Below are 16,170 nucleotides of genomic sequence, written 5' to 3'. Positions count from 1 at the left end.
CAAGGCACGAGGAGCGCCCCCAAGGTCGCCTCTCGTGCCTTGTCTGTCGTCCCGGTGTTAATTCACCTTGTGGTCGCCGTCGTTCAGGACGACGACCGTGGTGGTATCCCCGTTTTGGAAGGCCACAGATGAGAGATTGCCGGAGTTATTCGACTCGATATTCGTGGAACCCGGTTCCACAAAACGGCTGAACTGGGAGTAGTAGTAATACTCCTGGGAGAGTTCGTAGTTGCCGTTGTCCGTGGCGGTCACGAGACCGCGGCACGAATCGCAGGAATCATCGCTTCCAAAATGGGGGTTTCCCTGGCTGTCCTGCATCAAGGACCAGTACAGCGATCCCAAAGCTCCATGCCGCATGGGCCCCATAATGTCCTTCTCCACGGTGTCGCCGAGCTTATCGCGGGCGTCGGTTTCCCCCACCATGTTGGAACCTTCGCTCATCAAGGAGTTCTTTTTCCGCGATTGATCTTGGTACTTGTTCGGCCCCGAGGGGTTCGTTGAGTTGTAGGAGTGGTACCCCATCATGTCGACGTCGTCCGAGCCTGCAACCGGTTCGGAGCCGTCCGGAGTATCTGTGTTGTGATCCCACCCGAGGATGCCGACGTCTTGCGGCAGGGCCTGCTTCACCGCGTGGGCCAGCGTTACCTCGTTTTTCCCGGCCTCTGCGGCGTCGGGCGTCCAGTTGCCGTTACTTCCCTGAACAAATTTGCTCAATTGGGTGGTCGGCATTTTCGTATTGGGGTTCAGCGGTTCGTTCTGCAATGAGACCATCCAAGGCTTCAGGCCAATCTGGTCGTAGGCTTCAGCATATTTTTTGAAGTACTGCGCGTAATCCCCGGTTTCATCCATATTGAGCTCATTCGCCCCGCCGTCGTCGTTACCGGGATGAAGCTGTCCGCTCTTTTTGGCCCAGCCGGGAGCGGTCCACGGGGTACCGATGAGCTTGAAATCTTGACCGGAGAGTTTCTTAGCCTGCTGCAGCATCTCGATCTCCCGCTGATCGCTCGGGTGCTTATCGATCGAGAAGGTATCCGCCCCACCGTCCTGCAAGGAGTGATAGTCATCGGGATCGGACATGAGGTCCGTTGACCCCATCGGGGCGCGGGCGATGTTCAGGTGTGCGTCGTCTGCGCCTTGTCCATAGAGCTTCTGCATGATCTCATCGCGGTTCGGTGAATGCTGAAGCAAGAAGGCCGCCGAGTCGGTCATGGTGGCCCCGAAGCCAGCTACCTGTCCGTAGTTCGTGTCTGGCTTCGTACGAATATCGCCCGACGACGGACCGCCGCTCGTATTTTCGGCATCAAATTGCTGAACCTTGTATTTGAGGTTGTTCTTCCCCTGGTCCGCAGTCGTGAGATACATCGTGGGCTTCTGCCCCTTCTTCATCACATAAGTTGCCACCGATTTGTCCGGCATGGCCGTATCGAAATCGGCATCTCCGGCCTGGATGTGGAAACTCGTTCCGTTATTCCCCAGGTCGGGGAGGTTCGCGGAGTTCGTGGGGTCCTCGGCCATGGCAGCGGAGGAGGAGAGGATTCCGGATGTCGCGACAAGGGCGACCGCCGAGATCGCGCCCAGTGTGGCGCGGGAGGGCATTCTGAGGGTCTTACTCATGGTGTTCGTTCCCTTCGACATGGGTCAGTGCTGAAATTCACTGGATCTCGGCGAGAGCCTTGGAGTACTCGTAGCCGTCGTGGGCGTCTTTCTCGAGCTGCCAGAAGGAGAGCTTTTGGGCTCCGTGTTCCACGGCGTATCCCTCGAGATCGCGAGCATTCTGCACGCTGAAGTACTGTTGGTCGCCGTCCTTCTTGGCGCAGAAGGTGACTCCGAGCCCGGGATGCTGGTCACCGAAGACGCCCTGGAGCTGACCGTTGGTGGCATCGATGGCTTTCCTGCCATCGGCCACGGTGTCCTCATCGTCACCGAAGTCCATCGCCATGATGTTCACAGTGTTCACTGCCACGCCTTTGTCCTTGGTGTCGGCAAGCACGCCCTGGGTATCGCGGTCGATTCCATCGGGGCCCACCGGGACCGTGTAGTCCACTTTGACGTCGGGGCGCTCCCTCTGGAGTTGGGCCAGTGCCTCATTGCGTCGTTGGTTGGCGGCGTCGTCCTTCTGTGCGCCGCCTTCGATATCGAAGTCCAGGTGATTGACCCCGTAGGTATCCACAATGTTTTCGTAGGCGCTCTTGATCTTGGCGACGTCGTTACACGTGTGAGCCACCATGTGATCACTGTTGCTGGCTCCGCCGAAGGAGATGGTGACGTCGCCACCGTTCTTCTGGAATTCCGAGATCTGGTCCTTCATGTATCCGGAGCCGTCGCTGCTCGAGGCGTCCCATTGAACGTCGCAATTCCCGGAATATGAATTCAGGAACGCGAGGGTGGCTGCGTTGACCCCGGAGGCCTGCTGAGCGTCGTTAATCGTGTGGAAATTATCCGCATTGACGTCGATATACGGAGATACCTCATGTGCGGGGGCGGCGGGGACATCGGCCATGGCCGCCTGAGATCCGAGGGACAGCGCGGTGGTTCCGAGGAGACCGGCGGCGAGGAGGGTGCGGGAGAGTTTCATGGTTTCTCCTAAGAAGAGTGAATGTGGGTGAGGTTCCCGGCCGACGAAGGGCCGTCGTTTCAGCGGCTTCGCCGGCCGGGTGACGCATTCGCGTCGGGGAGGAGCGGGGCGCTATTTAGAAATTTCCCTGGAATTGCTGCTCGGTCAGGTGCTTCTGGCCGTCGGCGCCCACCATGTTGTCCTTCTTCATGGTGTCCACGAAGGCGCTGTACACGTGCAGGGGATCGCCGCTGGTACCGGTGACTTGCTGGTCTCCACCGTTGCCGCCATTTTTCTGGTTATCGCGGTCGATGGCCGACCACTTGGTCCAGCCGAGCTTGCCGCCCTCGTCCTTGTCGTTATTGAAGTACGAGAGCATCTTGACCTTCTCGCCATGCGCACCCGTGAAGTAGCTTGCGGTGCCCCACATGTCGTTCATCCACTGGTTCTTGCCGTCACCCTCGTTGGAGCCGATTTCCGGAATGGCCAGCGGCTTATTCGGGGCAATTTCGGTGACTTCACGTAGCGACTGCTCCAGGATCTGGCTGGGCTGCTGCCATCCTTGTTCGTTGTTGCGGTTGTACGCATCGACGCCGACCCAATCGACGTAATCGTCCCCCGGGTAGAACTCCTTGCCGGGCACGTTTCCGTTGGCTTCAACGCCGCCCATGCTCATCGGGATCCACATGTACTGTAGGTGGCTCTTGTCGAGACCACCGACGCCGTCTAGCTGCTGGTGAACGTGCTGGAAAGCGGAGACGTAGTCATTCGGGGAATTTTCCTTCGTGGCGCCCCACGGGTACCAATCGCCGTTCATCTCGTGGCCGAGCCGCAGATAGACCTGGCGGTCGTCGTCGGTGCCGGCCTTTCCATCCGGACCGTTGACGTAACTCTGGAGCATTTTGCCCTCGCGCTGGATGAGGTCGTCCTTTTTCCCGGTCTCGATGTCGTGCAGAACATTCTTTTCATTCGCATCGCCGGTCCGCAATTCCCACGTAAATACCGGGACGGAACCGCTGTTCCACGTGTTGACCAGATCAGACCGCGTCGAATCGATCTCGTTATCCGCGAAACCGTGGAAAAGAACCTTAGTTGCCGGCGTCTTGCCGACCACCTTGTTGATGTCCTCGTCCTTGACGGTATTCGGATTGTTATTGAGCCCGTAGAGCATCGAGGAAGGCTGGTTGTCCTTCTGCTGGGTGGCCTGTGCCGCCGAGTTCTGATCGCCAGGGGCGGGAGCCGCCTGAGCCATGGGAGCGACGGCGCCCGCCATCAGGGTGCCGATGCAAGCCGAAATAACGCATCGTGTGCCGAACTTTCGCATGAGTCTGCTGTCCTATCGGTAGGGTCTTCCGAGTCGTGGAGGGGGTTACTTGCCGAGGTCGTCGAAGCTGTTGACCTGGTAGTGGTCTTCGTTGACGGTCCAGTCGAGCGGGAACTGCAAATCAAATTTGGACTCGTTGACAAACGGACGCTGCTCGTCGGTGACCCGTTGCAAGGTGTCCTTGTCGTTGTGGCTGTCCGAGTGCTCCATGCTGTCCTGGTGGATGTCCAAGAACCGCTCCAGGAATTCTTTCTGGTCCACGCCCTGTGCCGGTGTCTTGCCGCCGAAGGAATCCACGGTCTCCTGGTGGATCTTCTTAAAACCCTTTTCATCCGGGTCGCTACCCATGCCATTCAGCACCAAGGTGTCGTAGTAGATGAACTGGCCGAGGGCACCGACCCCGTCCTGTTCACCCTGGTCGACGGCGGGATTGAAGTAGAGCTCGTCACGAACCTGACGCTGGGCTTCTTGCATCTTGGGATCCTTCACGGCTTCCTTCCACGCTTGGTGGAAACCCTTTTGATCCAGGCCGTCCAAGTTGTCTCCGGAGAGCTTCTTGAGCGGTTCAATGTAGTCGTGCAACGCGTTCTGACCGCCGGTCGCCTTGTCGTAGTTGTCGAGGACCTTGTTGAAGTCGCCCGTGCCGGTGGTGAATCCGACGATTCCGAGCGTGATGCCGCGGCCGTCGTCTTCTTTCTGATAGAAGCCGTAGTGGGCATCCATGTTGAGGTCGCTGTTTTCGTTGGTAGCGACGATGTCGTTCGCCAATTCCTTGAGCTGCGGGTCCTTGAGGTCCTTGGGAGCCGCGGCCGCAGCAGCATGATCCGGCTGTGGCCCGGCATTGTCGTTCGCTGCATTCGCGGCGGTGGGGACCACCAGCGATCCCGCGACGATAGCCAGCGCACCAATACCCACAGTCGCTTTGCTGAAGTTTCCGAGTGCCATTTCAGGTTTGCCTTTCCGAGGGGATGTTCCGTTCTCGAGGGCACGAACCGCCGGTTGGATACCGCGACCGTGCACTCTCCAAATAACCAGCGGATTCTTACGTGAAGGTCGGTTAACTCTTTCCAATCCGTGAATACCTTGTAACGCTAAGTTTCTGGATCTATCGACAGCTCTTCACAAGGAATCATCAAGAAATTATCTACTTTGGTAAAAGTTTCCACATTTTCGAGGAGGAAATTTTCCTGCGACCAGCCCGATGAGCCCGAAACTTCGGGGTTGAGGACCATGGTGATCCGGCACCCTTGGGACACCGCTGAAGGGGCGGCTACCAAAACGACCATTCCGGCGGCAATTTTTATGAATAAACCCAAACAGCACCGAAAACCCATAAACTTAGGGGTATTAGGTATTAAATATGAACCGCTAACGTCCCTTTACCCAAAGTTTCCGAACATGTCGCCCGGTGCACACTCACACATGTCAGAAGCGTCGTCGGGAAGGACCACGGTCGACGACGTCGGCCGTGGTCATCCAGCCAGCCCAACCACGCCGTCGACCAGGAAGCCGACCCCGATCAGGAAAAACAGGCACGCCGTCGCAACCTCGACGCGGAACCAGTAGGTGCGAATCCACCGCACCACGACCCCGCTAGAAGCCACCCATGCGAAGGTCGCAAACCAGGCCAGTCCGATCACCATGAAGACCACAACGAGGATGGCCGTCTGCCACCACGGAAATCCGTGGCTCATGAACGGAGCCAAGAGCGCGGTAAAGAAGATCAGGGCCTTGGGGTTCGCGAGGTTCGTCGCGAGCCCCTTCAGATACGCACCACGCAGACTCGCCCGGCGCACTTTCACCGCGGGACCCCCACGCGAGGCGCCTCGCAACGACCACAGCCCCGACAAGCCCATATACGCCAAGAAGCAGCCGCCCAAGATCTTCAGGATCGGAACTATCGCGGGGAAGAGTGCCACGAGCGCGCCGAGTCCCACGACCGCGCCCACCATCCACATCAGATTCCCGGTCATGACCCCGAGGGCCGCCGCAAGCCCCAAGATTCTGGGGCGGGCACCGGTTGCCTGAGGGGCCGCGGTGGAAGGCACCTCCTCCGCCGTCGAGGTTCGAGGGGCCGCCTGCTGCAGAATCATCAGAACGTCGGGGCCGGGAGCCAGGAGAGCAACAACCCAGGCCGCGATCAGCGGCAAGACGTTCACGATGGTCATGGTTCTCCTCGTCGAGGCACAGGGTGGATGGTCGCCCTCAAAACGGACGGATTTTGTACAAAATAGCGCGTTGGCCACCATCAACACAGTCGACGTCGTCCACATGAAGCCATGAATCGGCGGCTCCTCGACCCTCACTGCCGCTTCCGCCTAAGCTGTCCGGGTGAGCAAGCCATACGTCGTGACGAGGGAATCCCTTCCCCTTCAAGGTGTCGAGAGAACGTTCACCGTGGTGGCCCCCGAGCGGCACGATCCGAGTCCACCTCTCATCCTGGCTTTCCATGGATCGCAACAAAGTTCGCGCGTCTTCCGGAAATTCACCGCCGAAACCTTCGACGCCGCCGCCGTTGCCGCAGGTGCCCTCGTTGCCTACCCCGACGCCTTCCATCGGCATTTCAACGATTCCCGCCGCGGCTCGACCTTCGAGTCCCGCCGCCAGGGAATCGACGACGTCGCCTTCACGGCCGCCATCATCCGCCACATGACCCGCGCACACCACGTAGACCCCGCCCGGGTTTTCGTGGTCGGTTACTCCAACGGCGGACAGATGGTGATACGCCTCCTCCACGAAGCACCCAAGCTGCTCGCCGGAGCAGCAGTCATCGCGGCCACCCAGCCCGCGCCGAGCAATTTTCTGCTAGACGACCGTCCAACCGTGAAGCCGCGCCCTCTCCGCCTGATGGCAATCCACGGTACGGCGGATCCCCTCGCGCCCTACGCGGGCGGCGAAGCATCACTCTGGGGTTCCGAATCCCGTGGCGAGGTACTCTCCGCCGTCGATTCGGCCGCGTACTTTGCCCGCCGCAACGGCATTTCCACCGGCCCGGTGACGGAACGCCGGTTCGAGGACGTCGAGGTGACCCGATGGAGTGAACAGGGCCGCGAACCCGTCGAGCTGTGGTCCGTCGAGGGAATGGGACACGTGGTTCCTTCACCACACGATTTTCCGCCACAGTTGGGCTCAGGCACGCGATCGTTCATCGCCGCAGAGGCCGTCACGCATTTCTGGGGCCTCTCCCCCGCGACCTTTGAAGGGTAGAACTAGCACTACCCCATCTTCAGTGCCCACCCCACTGACCCGGCGGGCCGCTCCGAGCCACGATAGTTTGTGACGAAGCGCCGACCCGAAGGGGTTCCTCCCGCGCCGACGAGGCCGTCTCGACCAGTGCATGCCTCATCGGCCACCCCATAGCCCCCTTCGGCTCGGCCTCGTCCTGAACCGACGTGTAACCTCACGAGTAACACCAACCCTGGAACCTGAGGCAAAGAACAGAATGAACCAGTCGATGTGGCGCCTGCTCAGGAGCCCCTGGTATCTCGTGACGGCGGGTCCGTGGGCGGCGATCATGGGGATGGTCCTTCAGCCCCTCATCTTCTTCGTGGCCTTCTTTGGCTTCCTGACCTTGCTCACCCTCTCGACCAATTCCTCGGTCGGGATTTCTCTCGAACTTCTCCTGCTTCCCGCCATCTGCCTCATCTTCCTACCAATTCTGGGACTGTGGTTCGGCTACGTCGAACGCGGCCGCTTATGGATGTTGGGGTTCCGCGACATCCCCTCGGCCCATGTTGCCCTTCCCCTGAGGCCCTTTACCGTGTGGCTCAAAACCCGGTACAAGGAACCCGCCTCGTGGCGAAACGTCCTGGCGATGGTGGCCTCCGCAATGTTCGGCATCGCCACCATGATCGTGTTGTTCCTCGAGGCGGCGACACTTTTTATCACGGTCATGCTGTGGACCGTCACCGGAGCGCTCCACCAAGACATCGATACGGAGAGCCTGAGCCAAGACCCCCTCGTCATCTCGTGGATGGCTAAGCGCCCCCTGCACGCCGACGAATGGTGGATTCCCGCCCTCGCGTTCTTCGGCTGCCTCATCCTCTTCGCGTACTTCAACGGCCTCTACTCCGCGATCACCGCCACGGTCTCCAAGGCCCTGCTCAGCCCTCGGCCCGAGGAAATTGAACGCCAAGTCCACCAGTTGACCTTTTCCCGCGCCCGCATCTTGGACAATTTTGAGTCCGAACGACGCCGCATCGAGCGGGACCTTCACGACGGCGTCCAGCAAGAACTCGTCAACCTCAACCTGCGTCTCGGGATGGCGGAATTTGAACTTCAAATGCTCGAAGGCCAAGGGGTCGACATCACGTCGGCCAGGGAACAAGTGGTCCGCGCCCAGGAGCAAATGACCCACGCGCTGCAGACCCTTCGCAACACCGTTCGAGGCATCTACCCCGCAGTCTTGGAAGATCACGGCCTCCGGGCGGCGCTCGAAGAGTTGGCGAACAACTGCATGCTGCCGGTGCATCTGCACTACACCGCAGCCGACCAGCTGCCCAACGACATCCAGCGAACCGCCTACTACGTTGCCAACGAGGCCGTCACCAACGCCCTCAAGCACTCCACGGCGAACACCCTGTGGATCTCGGCGTCGGTCATGGACGGCGCCCTGACGGTCGAGATCACGGACAACGGCCAGGGCGGCGCCGATATGAGCAAGGGAACGGGAATGTCTGGGCTCAACGAACGCGTGCAACCGTTGGGCGGCAGCGTCTGGGTGGAATCCCCGGTGGGCGGACCAACCACCCTCTACGGACGCCTGCCATTGAGCAGTCAAAGCCCCGATTCCATCGACGCAGCCACCTAATCTCCACCGGAGGCGTCGGCAGATACCCTGGGAGGGGTGGGTCGTCGCCATGAAGCTACGCTCCCACTACCTGTCCCGACCCTGTCGAAAGGCCGAACCAGTGCGCATTGTTCTTGCGGAAGATTCCACTCTGCTGCGGGAGGGGCTCGTCATGGTCCTGACGAGACTCGGTCACGAGGTCACGCGCCAAGTTGAAGACGCCGGCGCTCTCCTGACGGCGGTGGACGAGGCACACGCGGGCGAGGGCCTCGACGTCGTCATTACCGACGTGCGCATGCCACCCACCAACACCAACGACGGACTTCAAGCCGCCCACACCCTTCGCGAGCGCTACCCCCGCCTACCGGTCTTGGTGCTTTCCCAGTACATCGCCTCCGCGTACGCCCGTGAACTCTTCTCCGAAGACTCTTCCGGACTCGGATACCTTCTCAAGGACAGGGTCGCCAAGGTCGAGGACTTCGCTCGTGCCCTGGAAACCGTGGCCGGCGGGGGCACCGTGATCGACCCCGACGTCGTGAAGCACCTCATGGGCAACGCTTCGTCCACGGGCCGTTCGAGCGCCTTGGATCAGCTGACCCCCCGCGAATTGGAGATTCTCAATCTCATGGCACAGGGGAAAGCCAACTCCGAGATCGAGAAGGAACTCTTCGTCTCCTCGGCGACTGTGGCCAAACACATAGGTAATATTTTCGACAAACTTGGCTTGGCCCCCGACGCCGGTAACCGGCGAGTACGAGCCGTACTTACTTTCCTTGACAAGTAAATTCGTTGAATTTCCGCCAGGATCGAGCCTGGTTAACCGGAAGGGCACCGTTGCGTTAACTTCGAGACGCGAAAAGTTCACCCAATCGTGGTTTCCAAAGTTTTGGTTTGGAAATTTCCTAGTACTCTTTGAACGCATGGCATTTTCTTAGCGGGCCTAAATTTTGGGGACGTCAAGAGGTCATCGCAGAGAAACCACCAAGGGGGATAACCGTTGACAGAACCACAAGAAAGCCCGGTCGGGAGCGAGGAGAGGATTCGTTCCGACGCGTGGCGGCAGTACTTCGAGACTTCACAGATGCTGCTGAACAAGCTCGAACAACTGCTCCGAAAGGACACGGCGCTTCGTCTCGCCGATTACGACGTGTGCCAGCTCCTGTACCACGCCAAGGACCGGCGTCTGCGTTTGGGCGATATCGCCCACGAGATGGTCTTTTCCCCGTCACGCCTCAGCTACCAAGTTGGAGTGCTCTGCGAGAAGGGAATTCTCCGACGGATCGAGGACACGACGGACGGCCGGGCAGCCTTCGCAGAGTTGACCAGCCATGGGGTGCAGGTCTTCCTGGAGGCCCAGGAGATCCATAAGCGCCACGTCGGAGACATGTTCAACGGCCTGGTCTCTCTGGAAGAGGCCGAGACCGTTGAGAGCGTCTTCACCAGGGTCCGCAAGGTCCTCCGCCGAGGCTAAGTAGGGCGCAGAAAACAGGAAGGGCCCGCACATCACGCACGCGCGTGGGGTGCGGGCCCTTCCTGTGTCGACGGCGCGGGGCCGGTGTGTTTTAGGAGCGGGACGTATCCCGCGTACGGCCCTCCTGAGACCACGGTTTGGCCGCGGGAGATCCGGATTCCAGCTGGTCCGCCTTGCGGAGCTCTTCGCGGTTGTGGCTGACCATCGAGGCCACCACGTTCAGGGCCAGGCCGGCAAGGAGCAGGATCCAGCCGAGAACGCCCAGATGGGCGGTTACGAGGATGGCGCCGAGCAGAATCACCAGCAGGGACGTCAGGTACGCGGGGGTGAGGAAGACGCGATAGTTCATGTCTTCTATTTCATCATGAGGCCGGCGGTTGCGAGTCGCCAGGCTCTTTTCTGCCCATTCGTTGGGCTGCCTGCGGGTTCCCGTCTGGTCTCATCGCGGGAAGTATTCCGGCCATATCGGGGTTCTCGATGGCGGCGAGCTGATCGAGTCTCCGCAACACTTGGTCGGCGGTTGCCGGGTCCACGCCCCGGTCGGAACGTGCCTTGATCACTTCGTCCTGCGCGGCGTTCAAGGCGATATCGCGAATGTGCACAAATAGCTTGCGCCGCTTGGTGCGTTCCCGCATCTGCTGGTCGTAGACCTCGGAGCTTTCGATCTCCTGCGGGCTTCGCGGGACCATCCGCCGGTAGAGTTCCGAAACCGTCGCCACCATCTCTGGGGGCGCATCCTTGGCTGAGGATCGGACGGCCTCCATCGCCGCGTACTGAGCCCTTTGCAGCAGCTCGCGTTCCTGCCGGTCTTGGTCGTCCTCTTGGTCGAGCCCCAAGATCTTGACGAGCATGGGCAGCGTCAGTCCGGGGAAGACCATGGTGAACAGGAGCACCACGAATGCGATGACCAGCACCTCGGAACGGAAATCAAAGCCGATCGTCGGAAGGGAGAGGGCCAGCGCCAGCGTCACCAGTCCGCGCATGCCGGACCACGTCATCACCAGGGCTTCGCCGAAGGTGCGCGGCGTCATGAAGCGGCCACCCTTGGCGGAGTTGACCGCCACCATCACGGCCATCCATGCCAGCCGCAACAGGATCACGACGGCGGAGATGATGACACCGTGCAGGATCATTTCGCCGATGCGGTCGCCGGCGTCGTCGATAACCGCGCGAACCTGCAGCCCAATCAGGCCGAAGGCGACGCCGGTGATGAGCAATTCCAAGACGCCCCAGAAGGCCGTTCCGCTGAGACGATCCTCGGGCTCCAGGTCACCGATGGTGCTCGACATCTGTACAGCTCCGACCACCACGGCGATCACGCCGGATGCATGGATCTCTTCGGAAGCGATGTAGATCGCGAACGGGATGACCAGGGTCAAGCCGGACCGTGCCACGCTCGAGGTCAGGTACCGCCGCGCAATGCCACCCAACCACCCGAAAAGCAGGCCGACTGCCACGGCCGCGACCGCGGTGTACAGAAATTCCAAGGCCAACATGGGAGCGGAGAGGTGCCCGTGATCCGTAATGGCCGCGAGCGCGGCCTGGAAGGCCACGAGGGAGACTGCGTCGTTAAACAGGCCCTCCGTTTGGAGCGTGGCGACGATGCGTCGTGGGATTCCCACCGGTTCCGCGACAGCCTCAACCGCCACGGGGTCCGGCGGGCCTCAACCGCCACGGGGTCCGGCGGGGCGACGGCCGCACCGATGGCCACGGCCGCCGCGAGCGTCATGCCCGGGATGAAGACGAGGGCCGTCCACGTCACGGCCAAGATCGTGATGGCCACGAGGACCACCGAATAGATGACGATCGCCCGCCAGTTGGTTCGGAACATCTGCCAACTGGCTCTTTGCCCTAGCGCCCAGAGCAAGGGCGGGAGGAAGATCGGCAGGATCAGCTCAGGCTTGATGCTGACGTTCGGAACCGCCGGAATGAAAATGATCGCTGCGACGGCAAGCGTCAACAGCACCGGCCAGGGCAGATTGAATCGGTCGCCGACGCCTACGAGCACGAGGGTCGCCAACAGAATCACAATAATGACGATCATGAAGTCCACACACAAACCATACGGCCCATAGGCAGCGGTTGGGCAGGAGCGGCGACAAACCCCTCGTGGGCTAGGCGTTTGGCGCGGTCTCGGTTCCTACTCCCCGACGCCGGAGGGACACCTGCTCCGTGCGCTCTTCGTGTTCGGCCACCAGGTCACGGCCCTCAGCACCCAAAACCTCGAATCCGGCGTCGCGGATCATCCGTAGATCATCCAGGGCGGACTGCCCTTCGCTCGTCAAGTAGTCGCCCAGGAACAGCGAGTTGACAACATTGAGGGCGAGGGGCTGGAGCGAACGCAAATGCATTTCTCGTCCCCCCGCCATCCGAACCTCACGATCCGGGGCGGCCATTCTCACCATCGCGAGAATACGCAAGCATTTCAGGGGATCTAACTCCCACGTTCCTTCCAGCGGAGTGCCCTCGAAGGGCATCAGAAAATTCACCGGAATAGATTCGGCGCCCAGATCCACCAGGGAAAACACGGCATCGACGAGCTGTTCGGGACTCTCCCCCATGCCCACGATCAGGCCCGAGCACGCCTGAAGCCCGGTCTCACGGGCGCGACGCACCGTTTCGACACGTTCACCGAATCCGTGCGTCGTGCAAATCTCCCCGTAGTGATCCTCGGAGGTGTTGAGGTTGTGGTTGTAGGCGTCCGCGCCGGCATCACGGAGTTTCTCCGCCTGGCCTTCGCGCAAGATTCCGAGGCAAGCGCAGACTTCGACGTCGGGATTGGCGCCTTTCAGGCCGTGGATCATCGTCGAGACCCTGTCGACGTCCCGGTCGGTAGGCCCCTTGCCGCTGGCCACCATGCATACGCGTGAGGCACCACCGGCAATTCCTAGCTCAGCCTGCCGCACGGCCTCTTCGGGCTTGATCCACGTGTACTTCAGGATCTCGGCGGCCGAGCCTAAGCGTTGCGAGCAGTAGGTGCAGTCTTCCGGGCACAAGCCGGACTTCAGATTGACCAGATAGTTGACCTTGACGCTATTGCCAAAGTGTTGGCGGCGGAGGTCAGAAGCGGCCGCGACGATCCCTAGGGTTTCGGCGTCGGCGGCATTGAGGATGGACAGTGCTTCCTCTCGGCTAAGGCTCTGGCCTTCGGAGATTCGGCGGGCGAGGGCAGTTGGTTCACACATCATGTGAGCATTGAACACCGTTTTTGAACGGTGTTCAATGTTCGCAGGGGGCTGCCTCATCGACAATGTGCTCTGAGCGCACACCCTTTCGTCGCTCCGTCGTTCAGACGTAGCGTGGCCTTAAAACAGCACGCTCAGAAGGGATTACACCATGGCAGACCTCTCCGGAAAGACCGTCGCCTTCCTCTTGACCAACGGTGTCGAAGAGGTTGAGCTGACCCGTCCCCGCAAGGCTCTCGACGACGCCGGCGCTAAGACCGTCATCGTCTCCCCCGCCGAAGGGACCTTGACGGCCATGAACGGCGATTGGGACCACGCAGACTCCTTCTCCGTGGACGTCCCGCTCGCGGAGGCCAACCCGGAAGACTACGATGCCCTCGTCCTTCCCGGCGGAACCCTCAATGCGGACGCTTTGCGTATCGCCGACGGCGCCACGGACTTCGTTCGGGCCTTCTTCGACCAGAACAAGACGGTCGCGGCGATTTGCCACGCACCCTGGATCCTTGCGCAGGCCGACCTCGCACGGGGACGCCGCCTGACCTCGTTCTCCTCGATCACTACGGACCTCATTAACGCCGGTGCCGCGTGGGAGGACGAGCAAGTAGTGGTGGACGGCAACCTCATCACGAGCCGCAACCCCCACGACATCGATGCCTTCAACGCCGCCATTTCTGAGGCCCTCTCCTAAGCCTCAGCAGCGTGGGCGAGAAGACCCTCGGTAGACTCTTTTCGTGGCCCTGACCCAAGAACGCATTCTCTCGACCGCCCTCTCGCTGCTGAGCGAGTACGGGTTGGGCGATTTGTCGATGCGTCGGGTCGCCTCGGAACTCGGCGTCGCGCCGGGTGCCCTGTACTACCACGTGAAGAATAAGCAGGAATTGCTGACCCTGCTGGCCGAGCGGATGTTGGCGTCTCCGGAACGCATCGAGGAACCCTCGGGCCCGCTCGATCCCGCCGAAACCGTGGAGGCCGTTGTCGCCCTGGCCAGGACCGTACGGGAGGCTATCGTTCCGTATCCGGACGGCGCCGACGTCGTCGGGGTGGCGATGGCGGCTCACCCGGAGTCCATCAGGTCTTTTGTGGAGGTCCGCCGTTGCCTGAATGCGGCCGGTCTGGACGAGCGCCACGCCGACTGGGGCGCCAGAACGGTGCTCTACTCGGTGTTGGGGTTTGTCTCAGCCGAACACAATCGTGCGCGACTCACATCACCGGGGCCACGGGCCGGAGGCGCGGAGGGCGATGGCGCCAGCGTGGCCGGATTTGAGGCCGACGCCTGCGAGTTCGGCGTTCGCGCTGCCGTGGACGGACTGCTTCGGTCCACAAAACTCTCGCCGCCTGAGAGCGGATCCGAACCGCATTACAATGATTGATGCGCGCGGTCTCCGCCAATCCCCAATCTGACTCTCCACGGCCGAACCGCGCGTCATTTTCCCCACAACGTCCAACACAGAATTCAGGTACAGCTCCATGACCGAGGCCTCGATCGCGGCTCGATGGGCCAGATTGCCGGACCACACCGCGCAGGTGCAGGCCCTGCGAGAAGCGTTCCTTGAGAGGTACGGATCGGAGCCCGACGGCGTTTGGTCAGCCCCCGGACGCCTGAACCTCTTGGGCGAGTACGTCGATTTCAACGGCGGCGCATGTTTTCCCACGCCCCTGCCGTACCGGACGCTGATTGCCGGCCGTCTCCGGCGAGACGGCATCCTTCACGCCGAGTCGCTACAGATGAGCGAACCCGTGCAACACCGCGTTTCGGAGATCGCGCCCGGAACCGTGAGCGGATGGTTTTCTTACGTGGGCGGCGTCGCCTGGTCCATGAATCAGGAAGGCGGCGGCGACATCGCCCTACCGCCGGATTTTGGCGCCGACCTCCTCATCGACTCGACCGTCCCAGTCGGAGGCGGGTTGTCATCCTCCGCCGCGCTCGAGTGTGCAACAGCCTTGGCGCTCCTGGAGCTCTCCTGCCCCTTGCGCACCGAAGCTTCCATGCAACCCCTCCCCGTGGGCGGCTGCGGTCCGGACAACGACGAACTTCGCGCACGCCTGGCTCGAGTGTGCATGCGGGCCGAGAACGAAGTGGCCGGCGCCGTGACCGGTGGGCTTGACCAAACCACGTCCCTGCGCTCTCTGCCCGGGCAGGCCATAGTCATCGACTTCCGGGACTTCTCGATCCAGCCGGTGGACGTCAACGTTTCGGATGCTGGCCTAACGTTCCTGGTGATCGACACCCGTGCCCCGCATGATCTGGCGGATGGCCAGTATTCGGCTCGCCGCGACGTGTGCGAAGCTCTCCAGAACGCCACCGGAGTCGAACACCTCCGCGATCTCCTACCGGAGCAGATCGGTTTTCCCGACCTGAACGCCGAGCAAGCCCGCGACGCCAGGGAACGAGTCCTGGAGGAAACCCTGGAACGGCTCGCAGCAGACCCCACCGTCGTTCGCCGCGTGGGCGTCACCAAACTCCGTTCGTGGATGAAACATATTTTCACGGACATGATGTTGGTGGAGCGGGCCCGTTCACTGTTCACGGATCGCCTGCCCGCCACCGCGGAAACTTGGGCCGAGCTTGGTTCGCTCTTTACGACGTCGCATTGCTCCATGCGGGACGACCTGGGCGCTTCCCGCGAGGAACTCGATGTCGCCGTCGCGACCTGCCTGGACAATGGGGCCCTCGGAGCCCGGCTCGTGGGCGGCGGATTTGGTGGCGCGGTTTTAGCCTTGGTTTCGCAAGAGCGCACTGGCCAGATTGCCCAGGCGGTTGCCGACGCTTTTGCACAGCGCGATTTTGAGGTTCCGGTTTTTCTGCCTCTGGCACCGGGCCGCCCCGCAAATCGGGACGTGTGAGGC

15 protein-coding genes and 1 pseudogene are annotated in these 16,170 nt (G+C 61.3%); 7 read left to right on the top strand and 9 right to left on the bottom strand.

Annotation, left to right across the window (positions count from 1 at the left end; genetic code table 11):
- Window positions 1-57 precede the first annotated feature (57 nt).
- The 5 genes from B9Y51_RS00870 to B9Y51_RS00845 all read right to left on the bottom strand — a co-directional run bounded on the left by B9Y51_RS00870 (window position 58) and on the right by B9Y51_RS00845 (window position 6,046).
- The gene (locus B9Y51_RS00870) at window positions 58-1,614 is read right to left on the bottom strand and encodes a glycoside hydrolase family 30 protein (protein WP_158088222.1); all 1,557 of its coding nucleotides are present in this window, start codon (window positions 1,612-1,614) and stop codon (window positions 58-60) included.
- A gap of 37 nt (window positions 1,615-1,651) precedes the next feature.
- On the bottom strand, window positions 1,652-2,575 hold the full coding sequence (locus B9Y51_RS00865; protein WP_085528466.1) for a glycosyl hydrolase family 18 protein: 924 nt from the start codon (window positions 2,573-2,575) through the stop codon (window positions 1,652-1,654).
- Between the two features lie 115 nt (window positions 2,576-2,690).
- On the bottom strand, window positions 2,691-3,878 hold the full coding sequence (locus tag B9Y51_RS00860) for a glycoside hydrolase family 26 protein (RefSeq protein ID WP_085528465.1): 1,188 nt from the start codon (window positions 3,876-3,878) through the stop codon (window positions 2,691-2,693).
- 45 nt (window positions 3,879-3,923) lie between these two features.
- Window positions 3,924-4,823, bottom strand: a complete 900-nt coding sequence (locus B9Y51_RS00855; RefSeq protein WP_143467944.1) for a chitosanase — start codon at window positions 4,821-4,823, stop codon at window positions 3,924-3,926.
- Window positions 4,824-5,350: 527 nt separating this feature from the next.
- On the bottom strand, window positions 5,351-6,046 hold the full coding sequence (locus B9Y51_RS00845; RefSeq protein ID WP_158088221.1) for a LysE family translocator: 696 nt from the start codon (window positions 6,044-6,046) through the stop codon (window positions 5,351-5,353).
- A gap of 163 nt (window positions 6,047-6,209) precedes the next feature.
- Here B9Y51_RS00845 and B9Y51_RS00840 point away from each other — a divergent pair, with 163 nt between their 5' ends.
- From B9Y51_RS00840 to B9Y51_RS00825, 4 genes are all read left to right on the top strand, one after another.
- Window positions 6,210-7,085 (top strand): CE1 family esterase, encoded by an 876-nt coding sequence (locus B9Y51_RS00840; RefSeq protein ID WP_085528461.1) that lies wholly within the window; start codon window positions 6,210-6,212, stop codon window positions 7,083-7,085.
- Between the two features lie 235 nt (window positions 7,086-7,320).
- Entirely contained in the window at window positions 7,321-8,688 is a 1,368-nt protein-coding gene (locus B9Y51_RS00835; RefSeq protein ID WP_158088220.1) for a sensor histidine kinase, read from the top strand.
- A gap of 100 nt (window positions 8,689-8,788) precedes the next feature.
- Window positions 8,789-9,451 carry a response regulator transcription factor gene (locus B9Y51_RS00830; protein WP_218189188.1) on the top strand — a complete coding sequence of 221 codons (663 nt, stop codon included), beginning with the start codon at window positions 8,789-8,791 and terminating at the stop codon, window positions 9,449-9,451.
- Window positions 9,452-9,664: 213 nt separating this feature from the next.
- Complete coding sequence (locus B9Y51_RS00825) at window positions 9,665-10,138, top strand: MarR family winged helix-turn-helix transcriptional regulator (protein ID WP_126855696.1); 474 nt, start codon at window positions 9,665-9,667, stop codon at window positions 10,136-10,138.
- 91 nt (window positions 10,139-10,229) lie between these two features.
- Here the strand turns inward: B9Y51_RS00825 and B9Y51_RS00820 are convergent, their stop codons facing one another.
- The 4 genes and pseudogenes from B9Y51_RS00820 to bioB form a co-directional block, all read right to left on the bottom strand.
- On the bottom strand, window positions 10,230-10,487 hold the full coding sequence (locus tag B9Y51_RS00820; RefSeq protein WP_048682428.1) for a hypothetical protein: 258 nt from the start codon (window positions 10,485-10,487) through the stop codon (window positions 10,230-10,232).
- 13 nt (window positions 10,488-10,500) lie between these two features.
- Complete coding sequence (locus tag B9Y51_RS00815) at window positions 10,501-11,760, bottom strand: cation:proton antiporter (protein ID WP_158088219.1); 1,260 nt, start codon at window positions 11,758-11,760, stop codon at window positions 10,501-10,503.
- A gap of 71 nt (window positions 11,761-11,831) precedes the next feature.
- A pseudogene (locus B9Y51_RS11375) lies at window positions 11,832-12,182 on the bottom strand (cation:proton antiporter domain-containing protein); the annotation flags it as partial.
- A 70-nt stretch (window positions 12,183-12,252) separates the two neighbouring features.
- The gene (gene bioB, locus B9Y51_RS00805; RefSeq protein WP_143467950.1) at window positions 12,253-13,323 is read right to left on the bottom strand and encodes a biotin synthase BioB; all 1,071 of its coding nucleotides are present in this window, start codon (window positions 13,321-13,323) and stop codon (window positions 12,253-12,255) included.
- 151 nt (window positions 13,324-13,474) lie between these two features.
- Between bioB and B9Y51_RS00800 the strand changes: the two genes are divergently transcribed.
- The 3 genes from B9Y51_RS00800 to B9Y51_RS00790 all read left to right on the top strand — a co-directional run bounded on the left by B9Y51_RS00800 (window position 13,475) and on the right by B9Y51_RS00790 (window position 16,167).
- The gene (locus B9Y51_RS00800) at window positions 13,475-14,011 is read left to right on the top strand and encodes a type 1 glutamine amidotransferase domain-containing protein (RefSeq protein ID WP_048682436.1); all 537 of its coding nucleotides are present in this window, start codon (window positions 13,475-13,477) and stop codon (window positions 14,009-14,011) included.
- Window positions 14,012-14,054: 43 nt separating this feature from the next.
- Window positions 14,055-14,693: a TetR/AcrR family transcriptional regulator gene (locus B9Y51_RS00795; RefSeq protein WP_085528456.1), complete on the top strand. Its 639-nt coding sequence runs from the start codon at window positions 14,055-14,057 to the stop codon at window positions 14,691-14,693.
- Between the two features lie 97 nt (window positions 14,694-14,790).
- Window positions 14,791-16,167: a galactokinase gene (locus B9Y51_RS00790; protein WP_085528455.1), complete on the top strand. Its 1,377-nt coding sequence runs from the start codon at window positions 14,791-14,793 to the stop codon at window positions 16,165-16,167.
- The last annotated feature ends 3 nt before the right edge of the window (window positions 16,168-16,170 follow it).

It is taken from the genome of Kocuria massiliensis, assembly GCF_900169715.1.
Taxonomy (GTDB): Bacteria; Actinomycetota; Actinomycetes; order Actinomycetales; family Micrococcaceae; genus Rothia; species Rothia massiliensis.
The sequence above is the reverse complement of the archived record's forward strand: the minus strand, read 5'-3'. Positions and strand labels throughout refer to the sequence as shown.